This is a genomic window from Lentzea sokolovensis (assembly GCF_033949975.1).
GTDB lineage: Bacteria > Actinomycetota > Actinomycetes > Mycobacteriales > Pseudonocardiaceae > Lentzea > Lentzea sokolovensis.
The window spans coordinates 158,410-180,196 of sequence record NZ_JAXAVU010000008.1; the positions used below are offsets into that span (position 1 = coordinate 158,410).

Here is a 21,787-nt window from a genome sequence, read left to right on the forward strand (position 1 = left end):
CCGCCTTCACAGCTGGGCCAGCACCCACTTCGCGACCTCGGGCGCATCGGGCGTCTCGACCAGCGACTGCGCGATGACCGGCAACTCCCCGCGCATCCGGTGCGCGTCGGAGATCATCACGTCCATGTCGGCGCCCACGTACGGCGCCAGATCGATCTTGTTGATGACCAGCAGGTCCGCGGTGGTCACTCCAGGCCCGCCCTTGCGCGGCACCTTGTCCCCGCCGGCCACGTCCACCACGAAGATCTGCGCGTCGACCAGCCCGCGCGAGAACACCGCGGTCAGGTTGTCGCCACCGCTCTCGATGATCACCAGGTCCAACGACGAATACCGATGCTCCAACCGCTCCACCGCGTCGAGGTTCGCGGTGATGTCGTCGCGAATCGCCGTGTGCGGACAACACCCCGTCTGCACAGCCTCAATACGTGACGGGTCCAGCACCCCGGCCCGCCGCAGAAAATCCGCGTCCTCGGTCGTGTAGATGTCATTGGTGACGACCGCGAGTTCCAACTGAGAACCCAATGCGCGGCACAAAGCCGCGGTCAGCGCCGTCTTACCGCTGCCCACCGGCCCACCGATGCCGATGCGCCGCGCGGCTCCGTGGTGGTGATCATGCGGGTCGGGCCCGTGGTTAGCTCCCAAAGAGACGCACCCCTTCACGTCGATCATGTGCCTCGGCCAGCAGATCCAAGGCAGGCGAACCCAGCGCGGGCAGTTCCTTGCACGCCCGCGAAGCAACGTCTTCCACCGCAAGCGAAGCCACGATCGCGTTGACCCCGAACGGATCCAGCCCGAGCAGCCGGACAGCCGCGGAAGCCGGCCCGCTGACGGCAAGATAAGCGCAGGTCAGCGCAGCCTCAAAAGGCTCACCGACCACCACCCCGATCACCAGCGGCTGGTGCGGATCGCGCGGCAACGCCTCCAGCCGAGCAGAGGGCCAGGCCCGCCGAGCCGCCCGGAGCATCCCCCGCCCCTGTGCCCGCGAAGCAGCACGCTGGGCAGGCGAAGGCGTGCGGGCGTCCAGTTCCGCGTCCAGCATCGCAAGGTCCTCACCACGGGCCGCGGCAGCCGCGAACCCAGCGGCCAGCAGCCCGGCACCCAGCAACCGCCCGTGCAGAAATGACCGCAGCGAAGGCTCGTCGACGACCAGCCCGCGCGCGGCAGCCTCCTCCAGCCCGCCGGAGTGCACGTGGCCGCCACCGGGGAACCGGGAGTCGGCGAGGATCAGCGCGGTCAGCATCAGAACAGGAAATACCGTTGTGCCATCGGCAGTTCCGCGACCGGCGAGGGCTCGACCAGCTCACCGTCGACGTGCACGGCGAAGCTGTCCGGATCGACCTGGACGTCCGGCATCGCGTCGTTCAGCACCATGTCGGCCTTGGTCACCGAACGAGTCGACTCCACCGGCAACACCCGCCGCGAGTACCTCTCGCCGATCCCCGCCTCGATCGCCTCCGGCGCAACGAAGAACACCGAGGAAGCCGCGCCGGCCGTGGCTCCGAACATCGGCCGCGCCCACACCGGCTGCGGCGTCGGGATCGAGGCGTTCGCGTCACCCATCGCACCCCACGCGATGAACCCGCCCTTCACCACCACCGATGGCCGCACGCCGAAGAACTTGGGCTCCCACAGCACCAGGTCGGCCAGCTTGCCGACCTCGACCGACCCGACCTCGGACGCGATCCCGTGCGCCACGGCGGGGTTGATCGTGTACTTGGCGACGTACCTCTGAGCCCGCAGGTTCGAGTCCAGCGAACGACGCGACGACATCACGTGCGCGGTCTGCCAGGTCCGGATGATCACCTCGCCGACGCGGCCCATCGCCTGCGAGTCCGACGAGATCATCGAGATCGCGCCCAGGTCGTGCAGCACGTCCTCGGCCGCGATCGTGGTCGGCCTGATGCGCGACTCGGCGAACGCCAGGTCCTCCGGCACGGACGGGTTGAGGTGGTGGCAGACCATCAGCATGTCGAGGTGTTCTTCGAGCGTGTTGACGGTGTGCGGCCGCGTCGGATTGGTGGACGACGGCAGCACGTTCGGCAGGGACACCACGCGGATGATGTCCGGCGCGTGCCCGCCACCGGCACCCTCCGAGTGGTAGGCGTTGATCGACCGGCCCCCGATGGCGTCCACCGTGGACTCCAGGAACCCGGCCTCGTTCAACGTGTCCGTGTGGATCGCGACCTGCACACCCGACTCGTCCGCCACCCGGAGGCAAGCGTCGATCGCGGCGGGCGTCGTGCCCCAGTCCTCGTGCAGCTTGAACCCACCGGCTCCACCCACGAGCTGTTCGCGCAGGCCTTCGACCGAGACCGTGTTCCCCTTGCCCAGCAACAGAACGTTGATCGGCATGTGGTCCATCGACGTCAGCATCCGGTCGAGGTACCAGGCGCCGGGCGTGACGGTGGTGGCCTTCGTGCCCTCCGCGGGACCGGTGCCGCCGCCGATCAACGTGGTCAGCCCGGACGACAGCGCCTCGTCCACGATCTGCGGGCAGATGAAGTGGACGTGGCAGTCGATGCCGCCCGCGGTCAGGATCTTCCCGTTGCCGGACAGGATCTCCGTCGACGGCCCGATGACCAGCGACGGGTGGACACCGTCCATCGTGTCCGGGTTGCCGGCCTTGCCGATCGCGACGATCCGCCCGTCCCGCACGCCGACGTCGGCCTTGACGACACCCCAGTGGTCGAGGATCACCGCACCGGTGATGACCAGGTCGGGAGCGCCCTCGGCACGGGTCGCGACGCCCTGTCCCATCGACTCGCGGATCACCTTGCCGCCACCGAAGATCACCTCGTCGCCGGAGCCGGCGCCGCGCGATCGGTCCTCGGTGACCTCGATGAACAGGTCGGTGTCGGCGAGCCGGATCCGGTCGCCGACCGTCGGCCCGAGCAGCTCGGCGTAACGCTCGCGGTCGATCATCGCTGCAGCCCCCTGACGATCCTCAGTCCCGCCAGCGGAACCAGCGTGACCTCGCGCTCGACCCCTGGCTCGAAGCGCACGGCCGTGCCCGCCGGGATGTCCAGGCGGTAGCCGAACGCGGCCTCGCGGTCGAACGACAGCCCCGTGTTGACCGAGGCGAAGTGGAAGTGCGACCCGACCTGGACCGGCCGGTCGGCGACGTTCACGACGACCATCGTCACGCGCGGCCGTCCTGGGTTGAGCTCGACGGGCTCGGAGCCGACGATCACCTCGCCCGGCGCCGGACCTGCGGAAGGCGCGATCGGGTGGTGCACGGTGACGAGCTTGGTGCCGTCCGGGAAGGTCGCCTCCGCCTGCACCGAGTCGATCATCTCCGGCACACCGCGCATGACCTGCTCCGGCGCGAGCACGGTCCGCCCGCTCTCCATGAGCTCGCTGACCGTGCGGCCGTCCCGCGCACCCTCCAGCACGTGGTCGGTGATCAACGCGATGGCCTCGGGGTAGTTGAGCAGCACCCCGCGTTCGAGCCTCCGCCGCGCCACGTCAGCGGCGACGTGCACGAGGAGCTTGTCCCGTTCATGCGGCGTCAGATGCACCCGGCTGTTCTAACACGCGAAAGCGGGCTATCGCGGAGTGGAAACACGGCCGAAACACGACCGCGTGTCCACCGACCGGTTGACAGCCGGGGTCAGCGGTGCGGTCGTCCCGCCAGACACCCTGGAAAACGCAGGATTCACGACATGAACGCGATCCGAGTGAGGGGCCTGCGGAAGGCCTACAAGGGCCACCAGGCGGTGGCAGGGGTGGACCTCGACGTCGCACGGGGCGAGGTGTTCGCGGTCCTCGGCCCGAACGGCGCCGGCAAGACCACCAGCGTCGAGATCCTGGAGGGGCACCGCGACCGCGACGCCGGTGAGGTCAGCGTGCTGGGCGTCGACCCGGCCAAGGGCGGCCGGGAATGGCGTTCGAAGCTCGGTATCGTCCTGCAGAGCGCGACGGACGCCGCGACGTTGACGGTCCGCGAAGCCGTCCACCACTACGCCAAGTACTACGGCGACCCTCGTGACCCGGACGAGGTCATCGACCTCGTCGGGCTCACCGAGAAGGCCAAGTCCCGCGGCGGCACGTTGTCCGGTGGTCAGCGGCGCCGGCTCGACGTGGCGCTCGGCATCATCGGCCGCCCCGAGCTCGTGTTCCTGGACGAGCCGACCACCGGCTTCGACCCCGAGGCGCGCCGCCGGTTCTGGAGCCTGATCAAGCTGCTGGCCGCCGAGGGCACCACGATCCTGCTGACCACGCACTACCTCGACGAAGCCGAGGCGCTCGCCGACCGCGTCGCCGTGCTCGCCGGAGGCAAGATCGTCGCCGAGGGCACGCCGCAGACGCTCGGTGGCCGTGCGCACGCCGACGCGACCGTGCGCTGGATGTCCGACCGCGGCTACACGGAGATCAAGACCTCCGAGCCCACCAAGGCGATCGCCGAGCTGTCCCGCGACGGCGAGCTCGCCGAACTCACCGTCACCCGCCCGTCGCTGGAAGACGTCTACCTGGAGCTGATCAAATGACCACCGCGGTGGCTCTGCCCGGAACCCTGTCGCTCGGTCTCGCGAGGGGTGCGACCGAGCTGCGGGAGTTCTTCCGGCAGAAGGAAAACCTCATCTTCACGGTGTCGCTGCCCGCGATCCTGATGCTGCTGCTCGGCACCGTCTACGTCCGGGAGCCCGCCGCCGCGCAGATGTTCGCGGCCAGCATGATCGGCGCCGGCATCATCTCGACGTCGTTCGTCGGACTGGGCATGAGCGTCGTGGCCGACCGCGAGGACGGCACGCTCAAGCGCCTGCGCGGCACGCCGATGCCGTTCACGTCCTACTTCATCGGCAAGATCGTCCTGGTCTTCGTGTCGAGCCTGTTCGAGGCCGTGCTGCTGATGATCGTCGCCGTGCTGCGGTTCGACGTGGAGCTCCCCTCGACCGCCCAGAAGTGGCTGACTTTCGGGTGGGTCTTCACGCTCGGCGTCATCTCGTGCTCGTTGATCGGCGTGGCGCTGAGCACGATCGCGAAGTCCACTCGGAACGCCGCGGGCGTGCTGAACCTGCCGTACATCGTGCTGCAGTTCCTCAGCGGCGTGTTCATCATGCAGATGGCGCTGCCCGAGTCGCTGCGCACCGTGGGTTCGCTCTTCCCGCTCAAGTGGGTGTGTCAGGGTTTCCGCTCGGTGTTCGCACTGAACGACGACTACGCGGTCATGGAGGCGGCGGGATCATGGGAGCTCGGCAAGATCGCGCTGGTGCTCGGGGCGTGGACGATCGTGGGCCTGGTTCTCGTCAGCAGGACTTTCAAGTGGAGCAACACCAGTCGCTGATCACCTGGTACGTGCTCTTCGCGATCACCCAGGCCACCGCTCTCGTGCTGATCCTGATCGACAACAACACCCTCGCCGACCGCCTGACGGCGGCGGGGTTGTTGTGCTTGAACGGCGTGTGGTTCCTGCTCTACGGCAAGAAGCTGGTCAGCCGCGGCGACGACGACTGGCACGGCTTGATCTACGCGGCCGGATCGCTCGCCACGTTCGCCCCCGCGGTCTGGTTCAGCGGCAACGCGACCTTCGCCCTGTTCGGCCTGGTCCCGCAGATCTACATGGTCCTGCCGGTCGCGTGGGCGTTCTGGCCGATGGCGCTGTTCGTGTTCACGCCGCAGATCCTGACCTGGGCCGCGGGTGCGGTTCCGGCGCTGCCGTGGCCGGCCGCACTGCTGATCATCGCCTTCTCCCAGGCGTTCGGCTGGGCGATCAGCCGCATGTCCGAGCAGAGCAGGCAGCGCGCCGAGCTGCTCAACCGGATCGAGGCGCTCACCATCGAGGCCGAACGGGCTCGCTGGGCAGGCGAGATCCACGACACGCTGGCGCAGGGCTTCACGTCGATCATCACGCTGCTGCAGGGCGCGCAGCCGAACGTCGAACTGGCGTTGCGGACCGCGCGGGAGAACCTCCGCGAGGCACGGGCGCTCGTCGCGTCCAACTCACCGTCTCCTTTGGACGGTTCGTCGCTGGAGGACGCGCTGCGGCGGCTGGTGAACGGCGTGGAGCTGGAGTCCTCATTCCGGGTCATCGGCGATCCGGTGGGGCTGCAGACCTCGGCCGAGGTGGTGCTGCTGCGGACTGTCCAGGAGGCGCTGACCAACGTGGCACGGCACTCCGGGGCATCACGGGTCGACGTGGTGATGAGGTTCGACGAGGACGGCGTCTCGCTGGAGGTGCGCGACGACGGCCGCGGGTTCGGCGACGCACCGGAGGGCTTCGGCCTGCGGGGCATGCGCGCACGGCTGGAACAGGTGGGTGGGACGCTCTCGCTGTCGAGCGACGACGGGGCGTCCGTGCTGGTGGAGGTACCGCTGTGATCAGGATTCTGCTGGTGGACGACCATCCCGTGGTGCGTCAGGGCTTGAAGGGCATGCTCGTCGCGGACGATCTGGAGGTCGTCGGCGACGCGGGTTCGGGCCAGGAGGCGATCACTCAGGCCGCCCTGCTCAAGCCGGACGTCGTGCTGATGGACCTGCGAATGCCCGAAATGGACGGTGTGGCCGCTACCGCGAAGATCGTCGGAACCGGACCGCGCGTCCTGGTCCTCACGACGTACGAGACCGATTCGGACATTCTTCGCGCGGTCGAGGCCGGTGCGTCCGGGTACCTGCTCAAGGACTCGACGACCGAAGACCTCATCGCGGCGATCCGCGCGGCGGCGCGCGGCGAGACCGTGCTGGCTCCGTCGATGGTCGCGAAGGTCGTCGGGCAGGTGCGCACCCCGCCTCTATCGGCGCGCGAGGCCGAGGTGCTGAAGTTGGTGGCCAAGGGGATGTCCAACGCCGAGATCGGAAGGACGTTGTTCATCTCCGAGGCGACCGTGAAGACTCACCTGTTGCGGGTGTTCAACAAGCTCGGGGTGTCGGACCGCACCGCGGCGGTGACGACGGCGATGGATCGCGGCATGCTGCAGTGACCCAGGACACCCGGCTGTCACCTCCCGGCCACCGGCCTGCAACACTGTGAGCTCCGGCAACGGCGCCGGTCAGGTCCCTGAAGCTCGTCAATCGCCCCGGAGGCGTGACCACATGACCCAGACCGCCGATCCGACCTCGTTGGTGCTTCCCGCCGAGCTCAAGCCGTCTGACGGCCGCTTCGGCTGTGGACCGTCCAAGGTGCGTCCCGAGGCCGTCGCGGCTCTCGCTTCCGAGGGTGCGGCACTGCTCGGCACGTCCCACCGGCAGAAGCCCGTCAAGAACCTCGTCGGCCGCGTCCGCTCCGGACTGCGCGACCTGTTCCAGCTGCCGGACGGCTACGAGGTCGTGCTCGGCAACGGTGGCACCACGGCGTTCTGGGACGCGGCGTCGTTCGGCCTGGTCCGCGAGACCGCGCAGCACTTCACCAACGGTGAGTTCTCCTCCAAGTTCGCGAAGGTCACGCAGACCGCGCCGTTCCTGAAGGACTCGCTGGTCACCAAGGCCGAGCCGGGCACCACGCCCGAGCTCTTCTACGCCGAGGGCGCCGACCTGGTCGGCTGGGCGCAGAACGAGACCTCGACCGGTGTCGCGATGCCCGTCACCCGCATCGAGGGCTCCGGCGACGCGCTCATCGCGATCGACGCGACGTCCGCTGCCGGTGGCCTGCCGGTCAAGGCCGAGGACTTCGACGTCTACTACTTCGCGCCGCAGAAGTCGTTCGCCTCGGACGGCGGCCTGTGGCTCGCGCTGATGTCGCCCGCCGCGCTGGCCCGCGTCGACGAGCTCAAGGACCGCTGGGTGCCGGAGTTCCTGTCGCTGCCGACCGCGCTCGACAACTCCACCAAGGACCAGACGTACAACACGCCGTCGGTCGCCACGCTCTTCCTGCTGGCGCACCAGATCGACTGGATCAACGGCAACGGCGGCCTCGACTGGTCCGTCGCACGCACCAAGGACTCCTCGGACCGCCTGTACTCCTGGGCCGAGAAGACCGCGTACACCACGCCGTACGTCGAGAAGGCCGCTGACCGCTCACAGGTCGTCGGCACGATCAACTTCACCGACGACGTGGACGCGGCCGTGGTCGCGAAGGTGCTGCGCGCCAACGGCATCGTCGATGTCGAGCCGTACCGCAAGCTCGGCAAGAACCAGCTGCGCGTCGCGATGTTCCCGGCCATCGAGCCGAACGACGTCACGATCCTGACGCAGGCGATCGACTGGGTCGTCGGCCAGCTCTGAAGTTCTTGAGGTAGCGGCCTGGGGTGCACCGATGAGTTCTCGGTGCACCCCAGGGCTTTTCAGGCGAGTGCTTCCGTGGGCGACTGACGTGCCGCCCGCACCGCGGGATAGACGCCGGCGATGGCGCCGATGAGGATCGCCGAACCCACTCCCCCGAGCAGGGCCGGCCACGGCAGTGCCGCAGGCCATTGCTGACTGATCGAATATCCGGCCGTGACCGCGATTCCCACGATCACGCCGACCAGTCCGCCAAGACCGGACAACAACACCGACTCGGTGAGGAACTGCCACCGGATCTGCCGCCGGGTCGCCCCGAGCGCCCGCCGCAGACCGATCTCCCTGCGCCGTTCCAGCACCGAGATCACCATCGTGTTCGCCACGCCGACGCCACCCACCAACAACGCGACTCCGCCCAAGCCCAGGAACAGCGCGTTGTAGGAACTCTCGGCCAGCTGCTGCGCTTCGAGCGCCTCGGACGGCCGGGAAACCTTGACCTCGTTGGACTTCTGCGGGTTCAACGTCGGGCCGAGCAGGTTGCGGACGTTGTCGACCTGGTCAGGGGACGTGCGCACGTAGACCGTGTTCGCGTTGCCCTCGAACCCGAACGCCTCCTTGGCCGCGTCCCAGCCGATCAGCGCGGACCTGTCGATCTCCGGTGCGAGCGGCAGCGGCCCGAGGATGCCGACGACGGTGAACCACTGGCCGTCGATCCACAGCTGCACACCGGGCTTCTCGATGCCCAGACGCGAGGCCGCGGTGCCCCCGAGCACCACCGCCTTCTCCCCCGACGACAGCCACCGGCCCGCACGGACCTCGGCGCCCAGCACCTTGAGCAGGTCCTTCTCCGCCGCCTGCACCTGCAACCCGAGCGTGTCGCTCGTCGGCACGAGGTCGTTCTTGCGGACGCTCGCGGAGATCTTGCCGGTGGCACTGGCGGCCGACACCGCGCCGATCCGCTTGGCCATCGGCACCGCCGTCTCCGGCAGCTTCGCGTCCTGGCCGAAGTAGTCCTGGCCGGGCGCCGCGGTCAGGAGGTTGGTGCCCAGCTTGGACATCTTCTCCTTGAGAGCCGCCGCGCTGGAGGCGGGGATGCCGACGACCGCGACGACGGCGGCGATGCCGATCGCGATGCCCAGCGCGGAGAGGATCGCGCGGATCGGACGGGTCCGCATCCCGAAGAACCCGAGGCGGAGGAGGTCGATCACACGATCACCCCGTCGCGCACTTCGACGCGGCGCGGCGCCCACGCCGCGATGTCCCGGTCGTGCGTGATCATCACGATCGTCGTGCCGTCGGAGTTGAGGCTCTCCAGCAACTCCAGCACACCCGCGCCGTTCTTCGTGTCCAGGTTCCCGGTCGGCTCGTCGGCCAGCAGGATCCCCGGCGTGTTCACCACGGCCCTGGCGATCGCGACCCGCTGGCGTTCACCACCGGACAGCTCGTGCGGCTTGTGCAGCGCGCGGTGGATCAGGCCGACTCTGTCCAAAGCGGACATCGCCATGGCCCGTCTCTTCGAACGCGGCACACCGGCGTAGACCAGGCCGGAGGCCACGTTCTCGATCGCGGACAAGCCGTCGGTGAGGAAGAACTGCTGGAACACGAACCCGATCGTGCGCGCCCGCAGTGCCGACAAAGCGTTGTCCGACAAGGTGGAGATGTCGTTGCCGTCGATCTCGACCGTGCCCGAGGTGGGCTTGTCGAGCGTGCCCATCAGGTGCAGCAGCGTCGACTTGCCCGAGCCGGACGGTCCCACGATCGCGAGCATCTCCCCGCCCCCGACGGTCAGGGAGACGTCGCGCAACGCCTGCACACCGCCGGGATACGTCCGGCTCGCGTGGTCGACGGTGATCACTCCGTGGTCACCACCTTCATGCCCTCGCGCAGGCCCTCGCCCTGCACCTCGACCTGGCCCTTGGCGAAGATGCCGACGGTGACCGGGATGGTCTTGCCGTCCTCGGCGACCACGCCGTAGCCGCCCTCGTTCAACGCGAGCAACGCGCCGATCGGGACCGCGAGCACGTTCTGCTTCTTGGACACCGTGAACAGCGCGGTGACGCTGCCGGACTCGATGCCCTCCACGGCCTTCGGGTCGTCGACGGAGATCGTCAGCACGATCTTCGGCTTCGAGCCCTGGTTCGGATCGCCGGTGGTGCGGCTGATGCCGGTGATCGTGCCCGTGGTGGGCTTGCCGCCGCTGACCGACAGCTCGACCTTCTCGCCCTGCTTGGCGAGGCGCTGCTTGGACTGCTCCAGCTCGACGGTCACCGCGCGTTCGGTGCCGGTGACCTTCATCAGGTCGCCGCCGGCCGGTGCGCCGAGCGGGGCGGTCAGCGACGAGACGCGGATCGCTCCTGGTTGGACGATCACGTCACCGGCGCCGAGCTTTCCGGTCTGCTCCAGGCCGTTGGCCTTCTGCCACTTCTTCAGCGCGGTGGCCGTGTAGTACGTGAACTTCTCGTCGGGGGCGCCGAAGTCCTTGAACCCGAGTGCGGCGAGGTTCTCCTCCACCACCTTGACGTCGGGTCCGTTCGACATGCCCGCTTCGAGATCGCGGTAGAGCGGCATCTGGCTGTAGAACAGCGGCACGGGCTTGGCGTCCGAGTGGAACACCGGTTTGCCCTGCTCGATGACTTCGCCCGGTTTCGGCAGGCCGGTGACGGTGCCGCTTTTCCGGCTGGCCAGAGCTCGTTCCGCGCCGAAGCCCAGCTGGCCCGTCATCGACTGCTGGTCGGCGAGGTTGGTCTTCTTGACCTGCGCGGTCTTCGCCGGATCGTTCTGCAGCGGGGCGGCGTTGGCCTGGTTGGACGCGATTCTGGTGAGGACCACGACCCCGCCGGTGCCGAGCACCACCGCCACGACGAGTGCGGCGACGACGACCTTCCTGTTCACTCCGCGCTTCATCCGACGGGCCTCACGGAGACCATGCCCTCGCCCATGCCGCAGTCCTTCATGTCCTGCTTGACCTTGTCGTCGGACATGTCGGGCAGTTCCTGCACCTCGGTGGTGCCTCCGCCGTCGAAGTTCGGGTCGGGCCAGTCGTAACCCTTGTCCCGCATGCACTTCGCGTCCTGGCGCATCTTGTCCTGCTGCTCAGGCGACGGCGGCTTGACCTCGCCACCGTTGGGGAGGTGCTTCTTGCAGGCCTCGTTGGCGGCGTTCATCTTCTCCATGTCCGGAGCTCCGCCCTCGCCCCCTCCGTCGGCGGGCATGGCCTCGATCATCACGCCGCCGCTGCCGTCGTCCTTCGGGTCCGGCATGTTCACGCCGTTCTCCCGCATGCACTTGGCGAACGCGATCATGTCTCCCTTCTCGTCCTTCTTGCCGTCCGCCGCCTGGTCCTTCGACCCGCAGGCGGTGAGCGCCAGGAGCAGGCCCAGCAACACTGCGATGGTGGATTTCATGGGGACAGGTCTACGGAGAGCGTCATTCGGGGGCGTTAAGCGAAAGGCCTTATCCGGCGCTTATGCCCGTTGCGCGGAAAATAGGTGTCATGCGTGTGCTGGTGGTCGAGGACGAACAGTTGCTCGCGGACACGATCGCCGAGGGGTTGCGCAGGTTCTCGATGGCGGTCGACGTCTGTTACGACGGCGAAGCGGCGTTGGAACGGGTAGGGGTGCACGCGTACGACGTCGTGGTGCTCGACCGCGATCTGCCCCTCGTGCACGGTGACGAGGTGTGCAAGGCGGTGCACGCGACCGGCGGCGAGGCGCGGGTGCTGATGCTGACGGCGGCGGCCGAAGTGGACGATCGGGTGGCCGGGCTCGGGCTCGGCGCCGACGACTACCTGACCAAGCCGTTCGCGTTCGCCGAGCTGGTGGCCCGAGTGCAGGCGCTGGGCCGCCGGGCTCGGCCGGCCCTGCCGCCGGTGCTCGAACGGGCCGGCGTGACGCTGGACCTGCCGCGGCACCAGGCGTCGCGTGACGGGGCGTTCCTGCCTTTGTCTCCCAAGGAGTTCGCCGTGCTGGAGGTGCTGATGCGAGCGGAGGGCAACGTGGTGAGTCCCGAGGAGCTGCTGGAGAAGGCCTGGGACGAGCACGCGGACCCGTTCACGAACGCCGTGCGGGTGGCGGTGATGACGCTGCGCCGCAAGCTGGGCGCGCCGCAGGTCATCCAGACCGTGCCCGGCGCCGGCTACCGGTTCGGCTCATGACGCTCCGGACCAGGCTGACGGCCTGGTACGCCGGGGTGTTCCTGATCGCGGGCATCGCGCTGATCGGGCTCAACTACTGGCTGCTCGCCGAGTGGACGCCGGGCGACGGCGTGGCGATGGCCAGGACGGTGCCGGCGGAGCTGGTCGACCCGTACTCCGGCTACACGGCGGTCGCGGCGGGCGAGCTTCCGACCGACACCGCGGTGTTCACCGGCGCGCAGATCAAAGCCAGCACGATGAGCACGGTCCTGTGGCAGTCGATCATCGCGCTGCTGGTGGCCGCGGTGATCGCCGTCTGGCTCGGCTGGGTCGTGGCCGGACGGGTGCTGGCGCCGTTGCACTCGATCACCACGACCGCGCACCGGCTGGAGGCCGAGCGGCTGGACCAGCGCATCGAGCTGGACGGGCCGCCGGACGAGCTGAAGGAGCTCGCGGACACGTTCGACGGGATGCTCGACCGGCTCGCGTCGTCGTTCGACAGCCAGAAGCGGTTCGTCGCGAACGCCTCGCACGAGCTGCGCACGCCGCTGGCCGTGCAGCGGACGTTGATCGAGGTGGCGTTGGGCGACCCCGGCGCGTCGGACGAGATCCGCCGTCTCGGAGCGCATCTGCTCGACACCAACGAGCGAAGCGAGAAGCTCATCGACGGGCTGTTGCTGCTCGCTCGCAGTGACCGCGGGCTCGCCACGCGTGAGCTGGTGTGGCTGGACGAGGTCATCGACGACGAAGTGGAGTCGTGCGCCGCGCTGGCCTCGGAGAAAAAAGTCACGTTTGAGGTTCGGACTCGCAGGTATCTGGTGGACGGCGATCCGGTCCTACTTGCCCAGCTCGTCGGCAACCTGTTGCGCAACGCGGTGCTCTACAACAAGCCGGGCGGCTCCGTGTCCGTGCGGCTTGATCAAGAACTGATCGTCACCAACACCGGTCCCACCGTGCCTGCCCAGGCAGTACCCGGATTGTTCGAGCCGTTCCGCCGGCTCCGCGACCGCACCGGGACCGCCGGATCCGGCCTCGGCCTGTCGATCGTGCAGTCCGTCGCGAAGGCTCATCAGGGGTCGGCCAAGGCTCGCCCGAACGGGGGAGGCGGTCTCGTGGTCCAGGTGAATCTTCCGGAAACGGGCGTGCGACAGGCCTCGTGAACTGGCAAGATCACGTAGAGATATCGGCGAGTCTCCCACGCAGTGACGGCTCGTTGTCCTAACGTTGTCTGCTGGCGAGGTGCGAATTCAGGGAGGCCACGATGCGAGCGCTGCGAGTCATCGGGCTCGACGAGGACGGCAAGTCCGTCATTCTCGAGGACCCCGAAAACCGCGGCGAGCGCTTCACGCTCCCCGCAGACGAGCGCCTTCGGGCAGCCCTGCGCGGTGATCTCGCGCGCCTCGGCCAGATGCAGATCGAATCGGGCGAGGCCCTCATGCGGCCTCGCGAGATCCAGGCCCGCATCCGCGCCGGCGAGTCGATCGAGCAGGTCGCGGCCGCCGCCGGCATGCCCACGCACCGCATCGAGCGCTTCGCCTACCCCGTTCTGCTGGAGCGTTCGCGCACGGCCGACCTGGCTCAGCGCGCGCACCCGGTCCGTGAGGACGGCCCGGACGTGCAGACGCTCGGTGAGGTCGTCGCGCACTCGTTCGGTCTGCGTGGCCACGACCTGTCCGACACCAAGTGGGACGCGTGGCGCGGCGACGACAACCGCTGGATCGTGCAGCTGCAGTGGAAGACCGGTCGCTCGGAGAACCGCGCGCACTGGGCGTTCCACCCCGGTGCGCAGGGCGGCACGGTGACGGCTCTGGACGACGCCGCGGTCGACCTGATGGACCCGAACCCGAACCGCACGCTGCGCACGGTGCGTCCGGTGACGCAACTGGCACGGCAGGCCCTGGAAACGACCCCGGTCCTTCCGGCGGCCCCCGCGCCCGTTGCCGAGGAGCCGGCACCCGTGCCGGTTCCCGCTCAGGCGCCCGCCCCCGTGGCGGCACCTGTCGTGGCCGAGAAGCCGGCTCAGGAGAAGCTGCCTGAGCCGGAGCCCGCGCCTGCCCCGCCCGCACCACCGGTGAAGACGGAGCAGGAGCCCGCGGCGGAGAAGCCGGTGCGCAAGGACCCTCCTCCGAAGCGGGGGAAGAAGAACCACCCCATCGTTCCTTCGTGGGAAGACGTTTTACTGGGCGTGCGGTCGAACCGCTGAGTGAGACGCTGACACCGTGGGACGTCGTGTCGCGCTGGCTGCCGGAGTGGGTGCACTCCTCGGGCTGGCCTGGTGGGGAATGTTCGAGCTCCTCGCTTCGGGCGCGGTCTGCTCGAAGGACGACTGGGGCTGTCTCGGCGCCTTCGTGATCGCCACTCCGGTGTTCGCGGTGGCCGGGGCGGTCGCAGGTGGGATCGCACTGCGTTCGTTGAGCGTGTCGCGGGCATGGCTGGTGGCCGTGCCCGCGACCCTCATGGCGGTGGTCGCGATGATCCTGTTGCTGGGAATGACTTTTCTGGCCTTCGCGGTGTTCGCCGCGCTGTACGCGTTGATCGCCGTGCTCACGGCTCCGCGCGGTGAAGGTGCTGTGGAGGGTTCGTGAAGATCGGGCCTCGACCGGCCTTGATCAGGTAGCTCTTGGCGCATGTTGTCGCGCACTGTCCTCGGGGCCGTCATCGGAGCGGTGGCGGGCTTCGGGTTCCTGTCGACCATGACCCTGACGAACCGGTACTGCAACGGTGGGCCGGGCCGCACCCTGTGCGGTGAGCCCCTGGTGGTCCCGCTCCAGTTGCTGTTCTGGATGGCTGCGGCCGGGATGCTCGTCGTGGCCGGGTTCCGCCTCCTGCGGCAGCGACGCGGGTGGTGGGCGGCGGGGGCCGCCGCCGTGCTGTGGGTCGTGCTGGTCGCGGCCACCCTCTACGTGATCTACGAACACTCCGACCTCTACCAAGCGGAACGCGGTCCCGTCATCATGACGGCGGCGGTGGTCACGGCGTGCGTCGCCTACACGGCGGCCGTGCTGGCGGTGGGGCGGGCGCGGCGGTGCTGACGCGGGCGCTGATCGGTGCCTTCGCCGGCGCGGTCGCCGGAGCCGCGGGGTACCTGGGCTGGTCTTGGGCGATCCCGGAGGGGTGCCCGGAACTGGGCGGCCGGATCTGCGACAAGTGGTTCAACGTCGCGATGCTCTTCCTGCCCGTGTGCTGGGCCGTCGTGGCGGGGCTGGTCCTGGCGGGGGTGCTCGAGTTGTTCGCACTTCCTCGCGCTTGGTCCGCGTCCGGGCTCGGGTGCGCCTTCTGGCCGGTCGTGTGGGTGGCGGGCGCCGTGGTCGACATCGCGAACATGCAACTCGTCGTGTCCGCCGTGCCGGTCGTGGCTTTCGCGCTGGCGGCCGCACTGACCGGGCGGAGTCGTGCTGCCGGGCATGGCCGGCTCACCGGTGAAGGTGCTGTGGAGGGTTCGTGAAGACCCGCCCGCTCAGGCGACTTGATCAGGTACCTGTAGGCGCATGTTGCTGCGCGCTGTCATCGGGGCGGTGGCCGGGGCGATGGCCGGCGCCGGTCTTCTGCTGACCGTGTACGCGTTCGTCTGGTACTGCGACGAACCGGGCCGCACGGCGTGCGGTGCTGCGGGCGCGCTGCTGCTTCCGTCGTTCTTCCTGTCATGGATGTTCGTGGCGGCTGTGCTGATCACGTCCGGTTTCCGGTTGGGGTGCCAGGAACGCGGCTGGCGGACGGCCGCGATCGGTAGCGGGCTGTGGGTGGCGCTGGGCCTGTCGGCCCTCTACGTCGAGGCCTCCTACTTCCACCTGTCCAGGGAAGACGACCTCCGGTTCCTGGCGTACGCGGCGGTGCTCGTGCCCTGCGTCGCCTACACGATCGCCTCGCTGAGCAGCAGCGTCGTGCGCCTGTCCAGGACGGTCAGCGTGACTCCGCTCAGGCGTGGCACGGTGGGGGCGGTGTCCGGCGCGGTCGCCGGGTTCTGCCTCCAGGGCATGTTCTCCGAGCGCCGTTCCGCCTTCTACGGGACGAACTTCGAGTTCTCGACCTTGCCGATCTGGATGCTCGTCGGCAGCGGCCTGACCGCGGCCGGGCTCGCACTGGCCGGCGCCGGACGCGGAGGGGCCGCCGCGTGGGCGGGCTTCGTGCTGTGGGCCGTGCTCGGCGTCTGCGGCGGCGTCCTCGGCATGTTCTCGCTCGAGGTCGACGTGCTGCGGGTGGTCACGGTGCTGCTGGCCGCCTCCGCCTACGCCCTGGGAGCGGTGGTGACGACGTCTCGCGCTCGCGACGACGTTCGGCTGGCAGGTGCGGTCGCCGGCCGCTCAACCCCTGGTGAGGCGGCCGCCCGATCGTCATGATCTGCCCATGAGGGGGCTTTCGGCGATGCTGGTCGCCGCGATGGTGGGGGCGCTGTGCGGGGCGGGGACTTCTGCGGCTCACGGGTGCGGTCTCGGGCTGGCTCATCTCGCTGCTGGGGACGGTGTTCGCGCTGCCGGTGCTGTACGCCGGCACTGTTGTGCTCGGCCACGCGAAGATCGCCGTGTCAGTGGGCGGGTCGCTCGGACTGGTCACGGTCTCCGCGGCCGCCGGCTACGCCCTGGCCAGCTTCATGCCTGATGCTCACGGCGGTCGGCGTGACAGAGCGGAGCACCACGAGCAGGACGAGACGCCCGTTGCGTAGTTCTGCGCATGGCAGTGCGTCCTGCGGATCGTCATGCTCCAGCCATGAGGGTGGTCACGGCGGCGGTGGCGGGGGCGGTGTGCGCGGCGGCGTGGTGGATGTCGTTCGTGCCGATCGGTCGCGCGCTGTGCGACGGTCTCAGTCCTGACGCGTTGGGGTGCGCAGGACTTGTTTACCTCTGGGTGGCGCCGATATCGGCGGTCGTGTGGGCGGTCGTGGCGTGGGCCCTGCTCAGGCTCGCCCGGCCCAGGCCCGTCTGGCCGACCGCCGTCCTGGGACCGGTCGGCTCGTTCGTGCTGGCACTGGCCGGTGCGCTGACCATCGTGGGGATGCGCGCCCGGCCGCCGGAGATCGTCGGTGTCCTGGTGGTCACGATCTCGGCCGGAGTCGGGTACGCCCTGGCCGCCGCGGTGACCGCTGGTTACGGTGGACGGCGTGACGGAGCAGAGCACCGCGGGCAAGACGGGTAGGACAGGACGCCGGCTGTTGTTCCGGGTCGTCCTGTCGATGGCCGTCGGCGCCGGGCTGGTGCTCGGGTGGACGTGGGCGTACGAGTCGGGCTTCCTGAAGTCGTGGCTCGACAACACGTCGATGTCGGCGTTCCTGCTGCTCGTGCTGATCGGATTGCCGCTCGCGCTCGTGTCGTCGCTGGTGCTGGCCGGGCCGATCCTGCGGGTCTTCGGGGTGCGGCCGGTGTGGCCGATCATCCTGCTCGGGCCGATCGTGCTGGGCGTCGGGCTCTACTTCAAGGTGCACGAACCCGTCATCGGGTGGTTCGCCAACCGGCACCACGCCGAGGCGTTGCTCGCGGCCGTCGCCTACGGGCTGGTCGGCCTGTTCACCTTCAGGAAGTGACCGGTACCTGATCCAGCAGGTTCAGGTCCCAGCCCTCGCGTTCGCACCAGTCCTCGGCCTCTTCGCGGGAGACGAGCATCGCGTGTCTCGGGCGTGGACCGGCCAGGTGGTCCCAGCCGTCCGGGGCCAGGACGTAGTTCACTCCGTCGCGTGAGGCGATGAGCCGTCCGTGTGGAAACGCCATCGTCTGCTCGGTTCGCAGAAACCGCGTCATGGTGGTCATCGTGCCCTTGACCTCGACCTAAGTCGAGCCTGCACCCTCCGGTGGGGAGAAAAACCGGATGCTGAAGACGGGTCTGACTTCGTACTTTGGAGATGACCTGGAGGGGGCTCATCGCGTGAGCGATCAACGAAACTCGACGATCAGGACCTTGCGGAGGTTGTGGCCGTACGTGCGGCCGCACCGCGCACGGATGATTGTCGTGCTGTCGGCGACGATGCTCGCGATGCTGTGTGGTCTTGGCATCCCGCTGCTGACGCAGCGCATCGTCGATGGTCCGATTCAGAACAAGCAGACCGGTCCGCTGCCGTGGCTGATCCTGGGCGTGCTGGTGCTCGGGCTCGGCGAGGCGGCGCTGTTCTACATCCGGCGCAAGATCGTCGCCCGGCCCGCGGCCGAGGTCGAGGCGCGCATGCGTTTCGACCTGTACCAGCACCTTCAGCGGCTCCCGGTGGCGTTCCACGACCGGTGGCAGTCCGGTCAGCTGCTGTCGCGCGCGACGAACGACCTCACGACCGTGCGGCGGTTCGTCGCGTTCGCGATCGTCTTCCTGATCGTGAACAGCGCGGTCGTGCTGATCGGGCTGGGCATCATCGCGGCGCTGTCACCGTGGCTGCTGGTCGTGTCGCTGTGCGGCTCGCTGCCGTTGATCATCATCTCGTACTTCTTCGAGTCGAAGTTCAAGGTCGTCGCGCGGCGGGCGCAGGACCAGGCGGGCGACCTGACCACGACGGTCGAGGAGTCGGTGCTCGGCATCCGGGTGCTCAAGGCGTTCGGACGCGGGCCGGAGCTCTCGAAGCGGTTCCTGGCGCAGGCGCGGGAACTGCGGACGACCGAGCTGAACAAGATCTCGATCCTGGCCGCGCTGTGGTCGGTGCTGATCGTGCTGCCGGAGCTGTCGATCGCGGGCATGCTCGGCGTCGGCGCGGTCGGCATCGTGAACGGCTGGATGACGGTCGGCACGCTGGTCGCGGCGGTCGCGGTGAGCGCTTACCTGCGCTGGCCCATCGACTCCATCGGCTGGCTGCTGGCGGAGACGAACCAGGCCGCCTCGGCGCTGGAACGCTACTGGGAGGTCATCGACTCCCCCGTCACGATCACCAGCCCCGCCTCGCCCGCGCCGCTGCCCACGCCGTTGCGCGGGCACGTTCGTTTCGAGGGCGTGCGGTTCGCGTTCGACGACGGCCGTGAGGTGTTGTCGGGCATCGACCTCGACCTGCGTCCCGGCGAGACGCTGGCGCTGGTCGGCGCGACGGGGTCGGGCAAGACGACGCTGACCGCGCTGGTGCCGCGGCTCGCGGACGTCACCGGTGGCCGGATCACGATCGACGGCGCCGACGTGCGGGACCTCTCGCTGGAGGACCTGCGGACCGTCGTGGGCACCGCGTTCGAGGAACCGGTGCTGTTCTCCGCGTCGGTCACCGAGAACGTGGGGCTGGGCCTGCCGAACGTCACCGAGACCCAGGTGCGCGAGGCGTTGCGGGTGGCCAAGGCGGAGGAGTTCGTGGACGCGCTGCCGTGGGGTCTCGCGACCCGGATCGGCGAGCAGGGCCTGTCGCTGTCCGGTGGTCAGCGGCAACGGCTGGCGCTGGCGCGCGCGGTCGTCGGCAGGCCGGCGGTGCTGGTGCTGGACGACCCGCTGTCGGCCCTGGACGTCCACACCGAGGCCGAGGTGGAGGGCGCCCTGCGCAGGGTGTTGCGCGACACCACGGCTCTGGTCGTCGCGCACCGGTCGTCGACCGTGCAGCTCGCCGACCGCGTGGCGCTCCTGGTGAACGGCAAGATCGCCGCGATCGGCTCGCACCGGGAACTGCTGGACACCAACGAGGAATACCGTCGGCTTCTGTCCAGCATGGACGAGGACCTGGTCGAAGAGGAGGTGGCGTCGTGAGTGAAGTTGTCGCACCCGTTGCGGCTGAAGAAGAGTGGCGCGGCGTCGCCTCCGAGGAGATCGAGGAGATCTCGTACTCGACGGGCCTGCGCCTGCAGGCACGGTCCCGCAGGCTGCTGGGTTCGTTGCTGCGCCCGCACGTCGCCCGCACGTCGCTGGCGATCGCGGCGGTCGTCACCGGCAACCTGGCGGCCCTCGCGGGCCCGCTGCTGATCGCCGCCGCGATCGACAAGGGCATCCCGGACGCGGTCGGCGGCAGCCCGGCGATCCTGATCTGGTGCGTCGCCGGCTACGCGGTCTGCGCGCTGCTGATGACGTTCCTGCGCTGGGCGTTCCTGCGGATCTCCGGCCGCGTCGGCCAGGACCTGCTGCTGGACCTGCGCGGCCGGATCTTCCGGCACTCGCAGGGCCTGTCGGTCGGCTTTCACGAGTCGTACACGTCCGGCAAGGTCATCTCCCGGCTGACCAGCGACGTCGACGCGTTGCAGGACCTGCTGGAGGAGGGCCTGGACAGCCTGTTCAACGCCGCGCTGTCGGTGGTGGGCATCGCGGTGATCCTGATCTGGCTCGACGCCCCGCTGGCGTCGGTCGTGATCGCGGGCTTCGTGCCGCTGTTCTTCCTGTGGCGGTGGTTCCGCCGCCGTTCGATGGAGGCGTACCGGGGCACGCGCGGCGCGATCGCCAAGATCATCGTGCAGTTCGTGGAGTCCATGAACGGCATCCGCGCGGTGCAGGCGTTCCGCCGCCAGCCCCGCAACGAGAAGATCATGTCCGGCTTCAACGACCAGTTCCGCGACGCGAACACCGATGCCCTGGGCGTGATGGCCACGTTCATCGCGACGATCCGCACCATCGGCAACGTGTCGCTGGCCGTGGTCCTCGCCTGGGGCGCCTACCGGGTGGCGGACGGCGCCGTCGAACTGGGCGTGCTGGCGGCGTTCATGCTGTACCTGCGCCGCTTCTACGACCCGTTCGACGAGCTGGCGATGTTCGCGAACTCGTACTCCTCCGCCACCGCCGCGCTGGAGAAGATCTCCGGCGTCCTGGAGGAGAAGCCGTCTGTGCCGGAACCCAAGTCGCCGGTGGCCATCCAGCACGCACGGGGCGCCGTCCGGTTCGCCGACGTGGAGTTCCAGTACCCCGGCGCGTCCCGGCTGGTGCTGCCGCGCTTCACGCTGGACGTGCCGGCCGGCCAGACCGTGGCCCTGGTGGGCGCGACCGGCGCCGGCAAGACGACGGTGGCGAAGCTCGTGGGCCGTTTCTACGACCCGTCGTCGGGCTCGGTACGGCTCGACGACACCGACCTGCGGTCGATCGCGGACACGGATCTGCGCAAGGCCGTGGTGATGGTGACGCAGGAGAACTTCCTGTTCTCGGGCTCGGTGGCGGACAACATCGCGCTGGGCCGTCCGTCGGCGTCGCGGGCGGAGATCGAGGCCGCCGCGGCCGAGCTGGGAGCGCACGAGTTCATCGCGGCTCTGCCGGACGGCTACGACACGGACGTCCGCAAACGGGGCGGCCGGTTGTCCGCGGGACAGCGCCAAATGGTCGCTTTCGCGCGTGCTTTCCTGGCCGACCCGGCGGTGCTGGTCCTGGATGAGGCAACATCATCCCTGGACGTGCCCACCGAACGCGCCGTGCAGGCCGCGCTGGAGACAGTGCTGGCCGACCGGACGGCGTTCATCATCGCCCATCGCCTGTCGACGGTCCTGATCGCGGACCGCGTTCTGGTGCTGGATGGTGGCATTGTGGTGGAAGACGGCTCCCCCGCGGAGCTGATCGGTGAGCGGGGCCGGTTCGCGGCCCTGCACACGGCCTGGCGCGACTCGCTCGCGTAGGCCTGCAGGTCGCGTTCGCGCCAATGGGGATCTGGCG

The 21,787-nt window shown here is 69.1% G+C and carries 26 protein-coding genes; 17 read left to right on the top strand and 9 right to left on the bottom strand.

The features are described 5' to 3' along the window. Positions 1–6: 6 nt before the first annotated feature. Genes ureG through SK854_RS15320 form a run of 4 tightly spaced genes read right to left on the bottom strand, consistent with a single transcriptional unit; the run spans position 7 to position 3,518 of the window. Positions 7–642, bottom strand: coding sequence for an urease accessory protein UreG (ureG, locus tag SK854_RS15305; protein WP_319975760.1), 636 nt, complete (start codon positions 640–642; stop codon positions 7–9). Beyond that, entirely contained in the window at positions 632–1,243 is a 612-nt protein-coding gene (locus tag SK854_RS15310; protein WP_319976111.1) for an urease accessory protein UreF, read from the bottom strand. Before SK854_RS15310 ends, ureG begins: the two co-directional genes overlap by 11 nt. Further along, positions 1,240–2,922, bottom strand: a complete 1,683-nt coding sequence (locus tag SK854_RS15315; RefSeq protein WP_319975761.1) for an urease subunit alpha — start codon at positions 2,920–2,922, stop codon at positions 1,240–1,242. Before SK854_RS15315 ends, SK854_RS15310 begins: the two co-directional genes overlap by 4 nt. Then, complete coding sequence (locus SK854_RS15320) at positions 2,919–3,518, bottom strand: urease subunit gamma (protein ID WP_319975762.1); 600 nt, start codon at positions 3,516–3,518, stop codon at positions 2,919–2,921. Before SK854_RS15320 ends, SK854_RS15315 begins: the two co-directional genes overlap by 4 nt. A 144-nt stretch (positions 3,519–3,662) precedes the next feature. Between SK854_RS15320 and SK854_RS15325 the strand changes: the two genes are divergently transcribed. The 5 genes from SK854_RS15325 (at position 3,663) to serC (ending at position 8,157) form a co-directional block, all read left to right on the top strand. After that, the gene (locus SK854_RS15325; protein ID WP_319975763.1) at positions 3,663–4,487 is read left to right on the top strand and encodes an ABC transporter ATP-binding protein; all 825 of its coding nucleotides are present in this window, start codon (positions 3,663–3,665) and stop codon (positions 4,485–4,487) included. After that, entirely contained in the window at positions 4,484–5,284 is an 801-nt protein-coding gene (locus tag SK854_RS15330; RefSeq protein WP_319975764.1) for an ABC transporter permease, read from the top strand. Before SK854_RS15325 ends, SK854_RS15330 begins: the two co-directional genes overlap by 4 nt. Then, positions 5,263–6,318, top strand: coding sequence for a sensor histidine kinase (locus SK854_RS15335; RefSeq protein ID WP_319975765.1), 1,056 nt, complete (start codon positions 5,263–5,265; stop codon positions 6,316–6,318). The genes SK854_RS15330 and SK854_RS15335 overlap by 22 nt, the downstream gene beginning before the upstream one ends. Beyond that, on the top strand, positions 6,315–6,917 hold the full coding sequence (locus SK854_RS15340) for a response regulator transcription factor (protein ID WP_319975766.1): 603 nt from the start codon (positions 6,315–6,317) through the stop codon (positions 6,915–6,917). Before SK854_RS15335 ends, SK854_RS15340 begins: the two co-directional genes overlap by 4 nt. Positions 6,918–7,029: 112 nt before the next feature. Then, positions 7,030–8,157: a phosphoserine transaminase gene (serC, locus tag SK854_RS15345; protein ID WP_319975767.1), complete on the top strand. Its 1,128-nt coding sequence runs from the start codon at positions 7,030–7,032 to the stop codon at positions 8,155–8,157. A gap of 59 nt (positions 8,158–8,216) precedes the next feature. Here the strand turns inward: serC and SK854_RS15350 are convergent, their stop codons facing one another. The 4 genes from SK854_RS15350 to SK854_RS15365 are packed head-to-tail and all read right to left on the bottom strand — an operon-like array spanning position 8,217 to position 11,558. Next, on the bottom strand, positions 8,217–9,329 hold the full coding sequence (locus SK854_RS15350; RefSeq protein ID WP_319976112.1) for an ABC transporter permease: 1,113 nt from the start codon (positions 9,327–9,329) through the stop codon (positions 8,217–8,219). A 29-nt stretch (positions 9,330–9,358) separates the two neighbouring features. Then, positions 9,359–10,009: an ABC transporter ATP-binding protein gene (locus SK854_RS15355; RefSeq protein WP_319975768.1), complete on the bottom strand. Its 651-nt coding sequence runs from the start codon at positions 10,007–10,009 to the stop codon at positions 9,359–9,361. Next, positions 10,006–11,046, bottom strand: a complete 1,041-nt coding sequence (locus SK854_RS15360) for a peptidoglycan-binding protein (protein WP_319975769.1) — start codon at positions 11,044–11,046, stop codon at positions 10,006–10,008. Before SK854_RS15360 ends, SK854_RS15355 begins: the two co-directional genes overlap by 4 nt. Before the next feature lie 8 nt (positions 11,047–11,054). After that, complete coding sequence (locus SK854_RS15365) at positions 11,055–11,558, bottom strand: hypothetical protein (RefSeq protein WP_319975770.1); 504 nt, start codon at positions 11,556–11,558, stop codon at positions 11,055–11,057. An 89-nt stretch (positions 11,559–11,647) separates the two neighbouring features. On the opposite strand from SK854_RS15365, the gene SK854_RS15370 reads away from it, so the two are divergent. The 10 genes from SK854_RS15370 (at position 11,648) to SK854_RS15415 (ending at position 17,801) form a co-directional block, all read left to right on the top strand. Continuing rightward, a complete protein-coding gene (locus SK854_RS15370) occupies positions 11,648–12,307 on the top strand; it encodes a response regulator transcription factor (RefSeq protein ID WP_319975771.1) in 660 nt (219 codons plus the stop codon). After that, positions 12,304–13,446, top strand: a complete 1,143-nt coding sequence (locus tag SK854_RS15375) for a sensor histidine kinase (protein WP_319975772.1) — start codon at positions 12,304–12,306, stop codon at positions 13,444–13,446. The genes SK854_RS15370 and SK854_RS15375 overlap by 4 nt, the downstream gene beginning before the upstream one ends. Positions 13,447–13,547: 101 nt before the next feature. Then, the gene (sepH, locus tag SK854_RS15380) at positions 13,548–14,489 is read left to right on the top strand and encodes a septation protein SepH (protein ID WP_319975773.1); all 942 of its coding nucleotides are present in this window, start codon (positions 13,548–13,550) and stop codon (positions 14,487–14,489) included. Between the two features lie 16 nt (positions 14,490–14,505). Further along, positions 14,506–14,871 carry a hypothetical protein gene (locus tag SK854_RS15385; protein ID WP_319975774.1) on the top strand — a complete coding sequence of 122 codons (366 nt, stop codon included), beginning with the start codon at positions 14,506–14,508 and terminating at the stop codon, positions 14,869–14,871. A 42-nt stretch (positions 14,872–14,913) separates the two neighbouring features. Then, positions 14,914–15,318: a hypothetical protein gene (locus SK854_RS15390; RefSeq protein ID WP_319975775.1), complete on the top strand. Its 405-nt coding sequence runs from the start codon at positions 14,914–14,916 to the stop codon at positions 15,316–15,318. Beyond that, on the top strand, positions 15,264–15,731 hold the full coding sequence (locus SK854_RS15395; protein ID WP_319975776.1) for a hypothetical protein: 468 nt from the start codon (positions 15,264–15,266) through the stop codon (positions 15,729–15,731). The genes SK854_RS15390 and SK854_RS15395 overlap by 55 nt, the downstream gene beginning before the upstream one ends. A gap of 43 nt (positions 15,732–15,774) precedes the next feature. Continuing rightward, complete coding sequence (locus SK854_RS15400; RefSeq protein WP_319975777.1) at positions 15,775–16,623, top strand: hypothetical protein; 849 nt, start codon at positions 15,775–15,777, stop codon at positions 16,621–16,623. Between the two features lie 122 nt (positions 16,624–16,745). Continuing rightward, complete coding sequence (locus SK854_RS15405) at positions 16,746–16,946, top strand: hypothetical protein (RefSeq protein ID WP_319975778.1); 201 nt, start codon at positions 16,746–16,748, stop codon at positions 16,944–16,946. 44 nt (positions 16,947–16,990) lie between these two features. Then, positions 16,991–17,416: a hypothetical protein gene (locus SK854_RS15410; RefSeq protein ID WP_319975779.1), complete on the top strand. Its 426-nt coding sequence runs from the start codon at positions 16,991–16,993 to the stop codon at positions 17,414–17,416. Beyond that, positions 17,382–17,801, top strand: coding sequence for a hypothetical protein (locus SK854_RS15415; protein WP_319975780.1), 420 nt, complete (start codon positions 17,382–17,384; stop codon positions 17,799–17,801). Before SK854_RS15410 ends, SK854_RS15415 begins: the two co-directional genes overlap by 35 nt. On the opposite strand, the gene SK854_RS15420 is transcribed toward SK854_RS15415, so the two are convergent. Then, positions 17,791–18,015, bottom strand: a complete 225-nt coding sequence (locus tag SK854_RS15420) for a hypothetical protein (RefSeq protein ID WP_319975781.1) — start codon at positions 18,013–18,015, stop codon at positions 17,791–17,793. The genes SK854_RS15415 and SK854_RS15420 overlap by 11 nt on opposite strands. 124 nt (positions 18,016–18,139) lie before the next feature. On the opposite strand from SK854_RS15420, the gene SK854_RS15425 reads away from it, so the two are divergent. Both SK854_RS15425 and SK854_RS15430 read left to right on the top strand, forming a co-directional pair. Next, positions 18,140–19,912, top strand: coding sequence for an ABC transporter ATP-binding protein (locus SK854_RS15425; protein WP_319975782.1), 1,773 nt, complete (start codon positions 18,140–18,142; stop codon positions 19,910–19,912). Next, positions 19,909–21,750, top strand: coding sequence for an ABC transporter ATP-binding protein (locus SK854_RS15430; protein ID WP_319975783.1), 1,842 nt, complete (start codon positions 19,909–19,911; stop codon positions 21,748–21,750). The genes SK854_RS15425 and SK854_RS15430 overlap by 4 nt, the downstream gene beginning before the upstream one ends. Positions 21,751–21,787 lie beyond the last annotated feature (37 nt).

Coding starts and splice junctions, on each gene's coding strand:
- SK854_RS15325 (WP_319975763.1), top strand. CDS start 3,663: ATGAACGCGATCCGAGTGAGGGGCCTGCGGAAGGCCTACAAGGGCCAC.
- SK854_RS15390 (WP_319975775.1), top strand. CDS start 14,914: ATGTTGTCGCGCACTGTCCTCGGGGCCGTCATCGGAGCGGTGGCGGGC.
- SK854_RS15365 (WP_319975770.1), bottom strand. CDS start 11,558: ATGAAATCCACCATCGCAGTGTTGCTGGGCCTGCTCCTGGCGCTCACC.
- SK854_RS15350 (WP_319976112.1), bottom strand. CDS start 9,329: ATGCGGACCCGTCCGATCCGCGCGATCCTCTCCGCGCTGGGCATCGCG.
- SK854_RS15420 (WP_319975781.1), bottom strand. CDS start 18,015: ATGACGCGGTTTCTGCGAACCGAGCAGACGATGGCGTTTCCACACGGA.
- SK854_RS15375 (WP_319975772.1), top strand. CDS start 12,304: ATGACGCTCCGGACCAGGCTGACGGCCTGGTACGCCGGGGTGTTCCTG.
- SK854_RS15410 (WP_319975779.1), top strand. CDS start 16,991: ATGAGGGTGGTCACGGCGGCGGTGGCGGGGGCGGTGTGCGCGGCGGCG.
- SK854_RS15330 (WP_319975764.1), top strand. CDS start 4,484: ATGACCACCGCGGTGGCTCTGCCCGGAACCCTGTCGCTCGGTCTCGCG.
- SK854_RS15370 (WP_319975771.1), top strand. CDS start 11,648: ATGCGTGTGCTGGTGGTCGAGGACGAACAGTTGCTCGCGGACACGATC.
- serC (WP_319975767.1), top strand. CDS start 7,030: ATGACCCAGACCGCCGATCCGACCTCGTTGGTGCTTCCCGCCGAGCTC.
- SK854_RS15315 (WP_319975761.1), bottom strand. CDS start 2,922: ATGATCGACCGCGAGCGTTACGCCGAGCTGCTCGGGCCGACGGTCGGC.
- sepH (WP_319975773.1), top strand. CDS start 13,548: ATGCGAGCGCTGCGAGTCATCGGGCTCGACGAGGACGGCAAGTCCGTC.
- SK854_RS15400 (WP_319975777.1), top strand. CDS start 15,775: ATGTTGCTGCGCGCTGTCATCGGGGCGGTGGCCGGGGCGATGGCCGGC.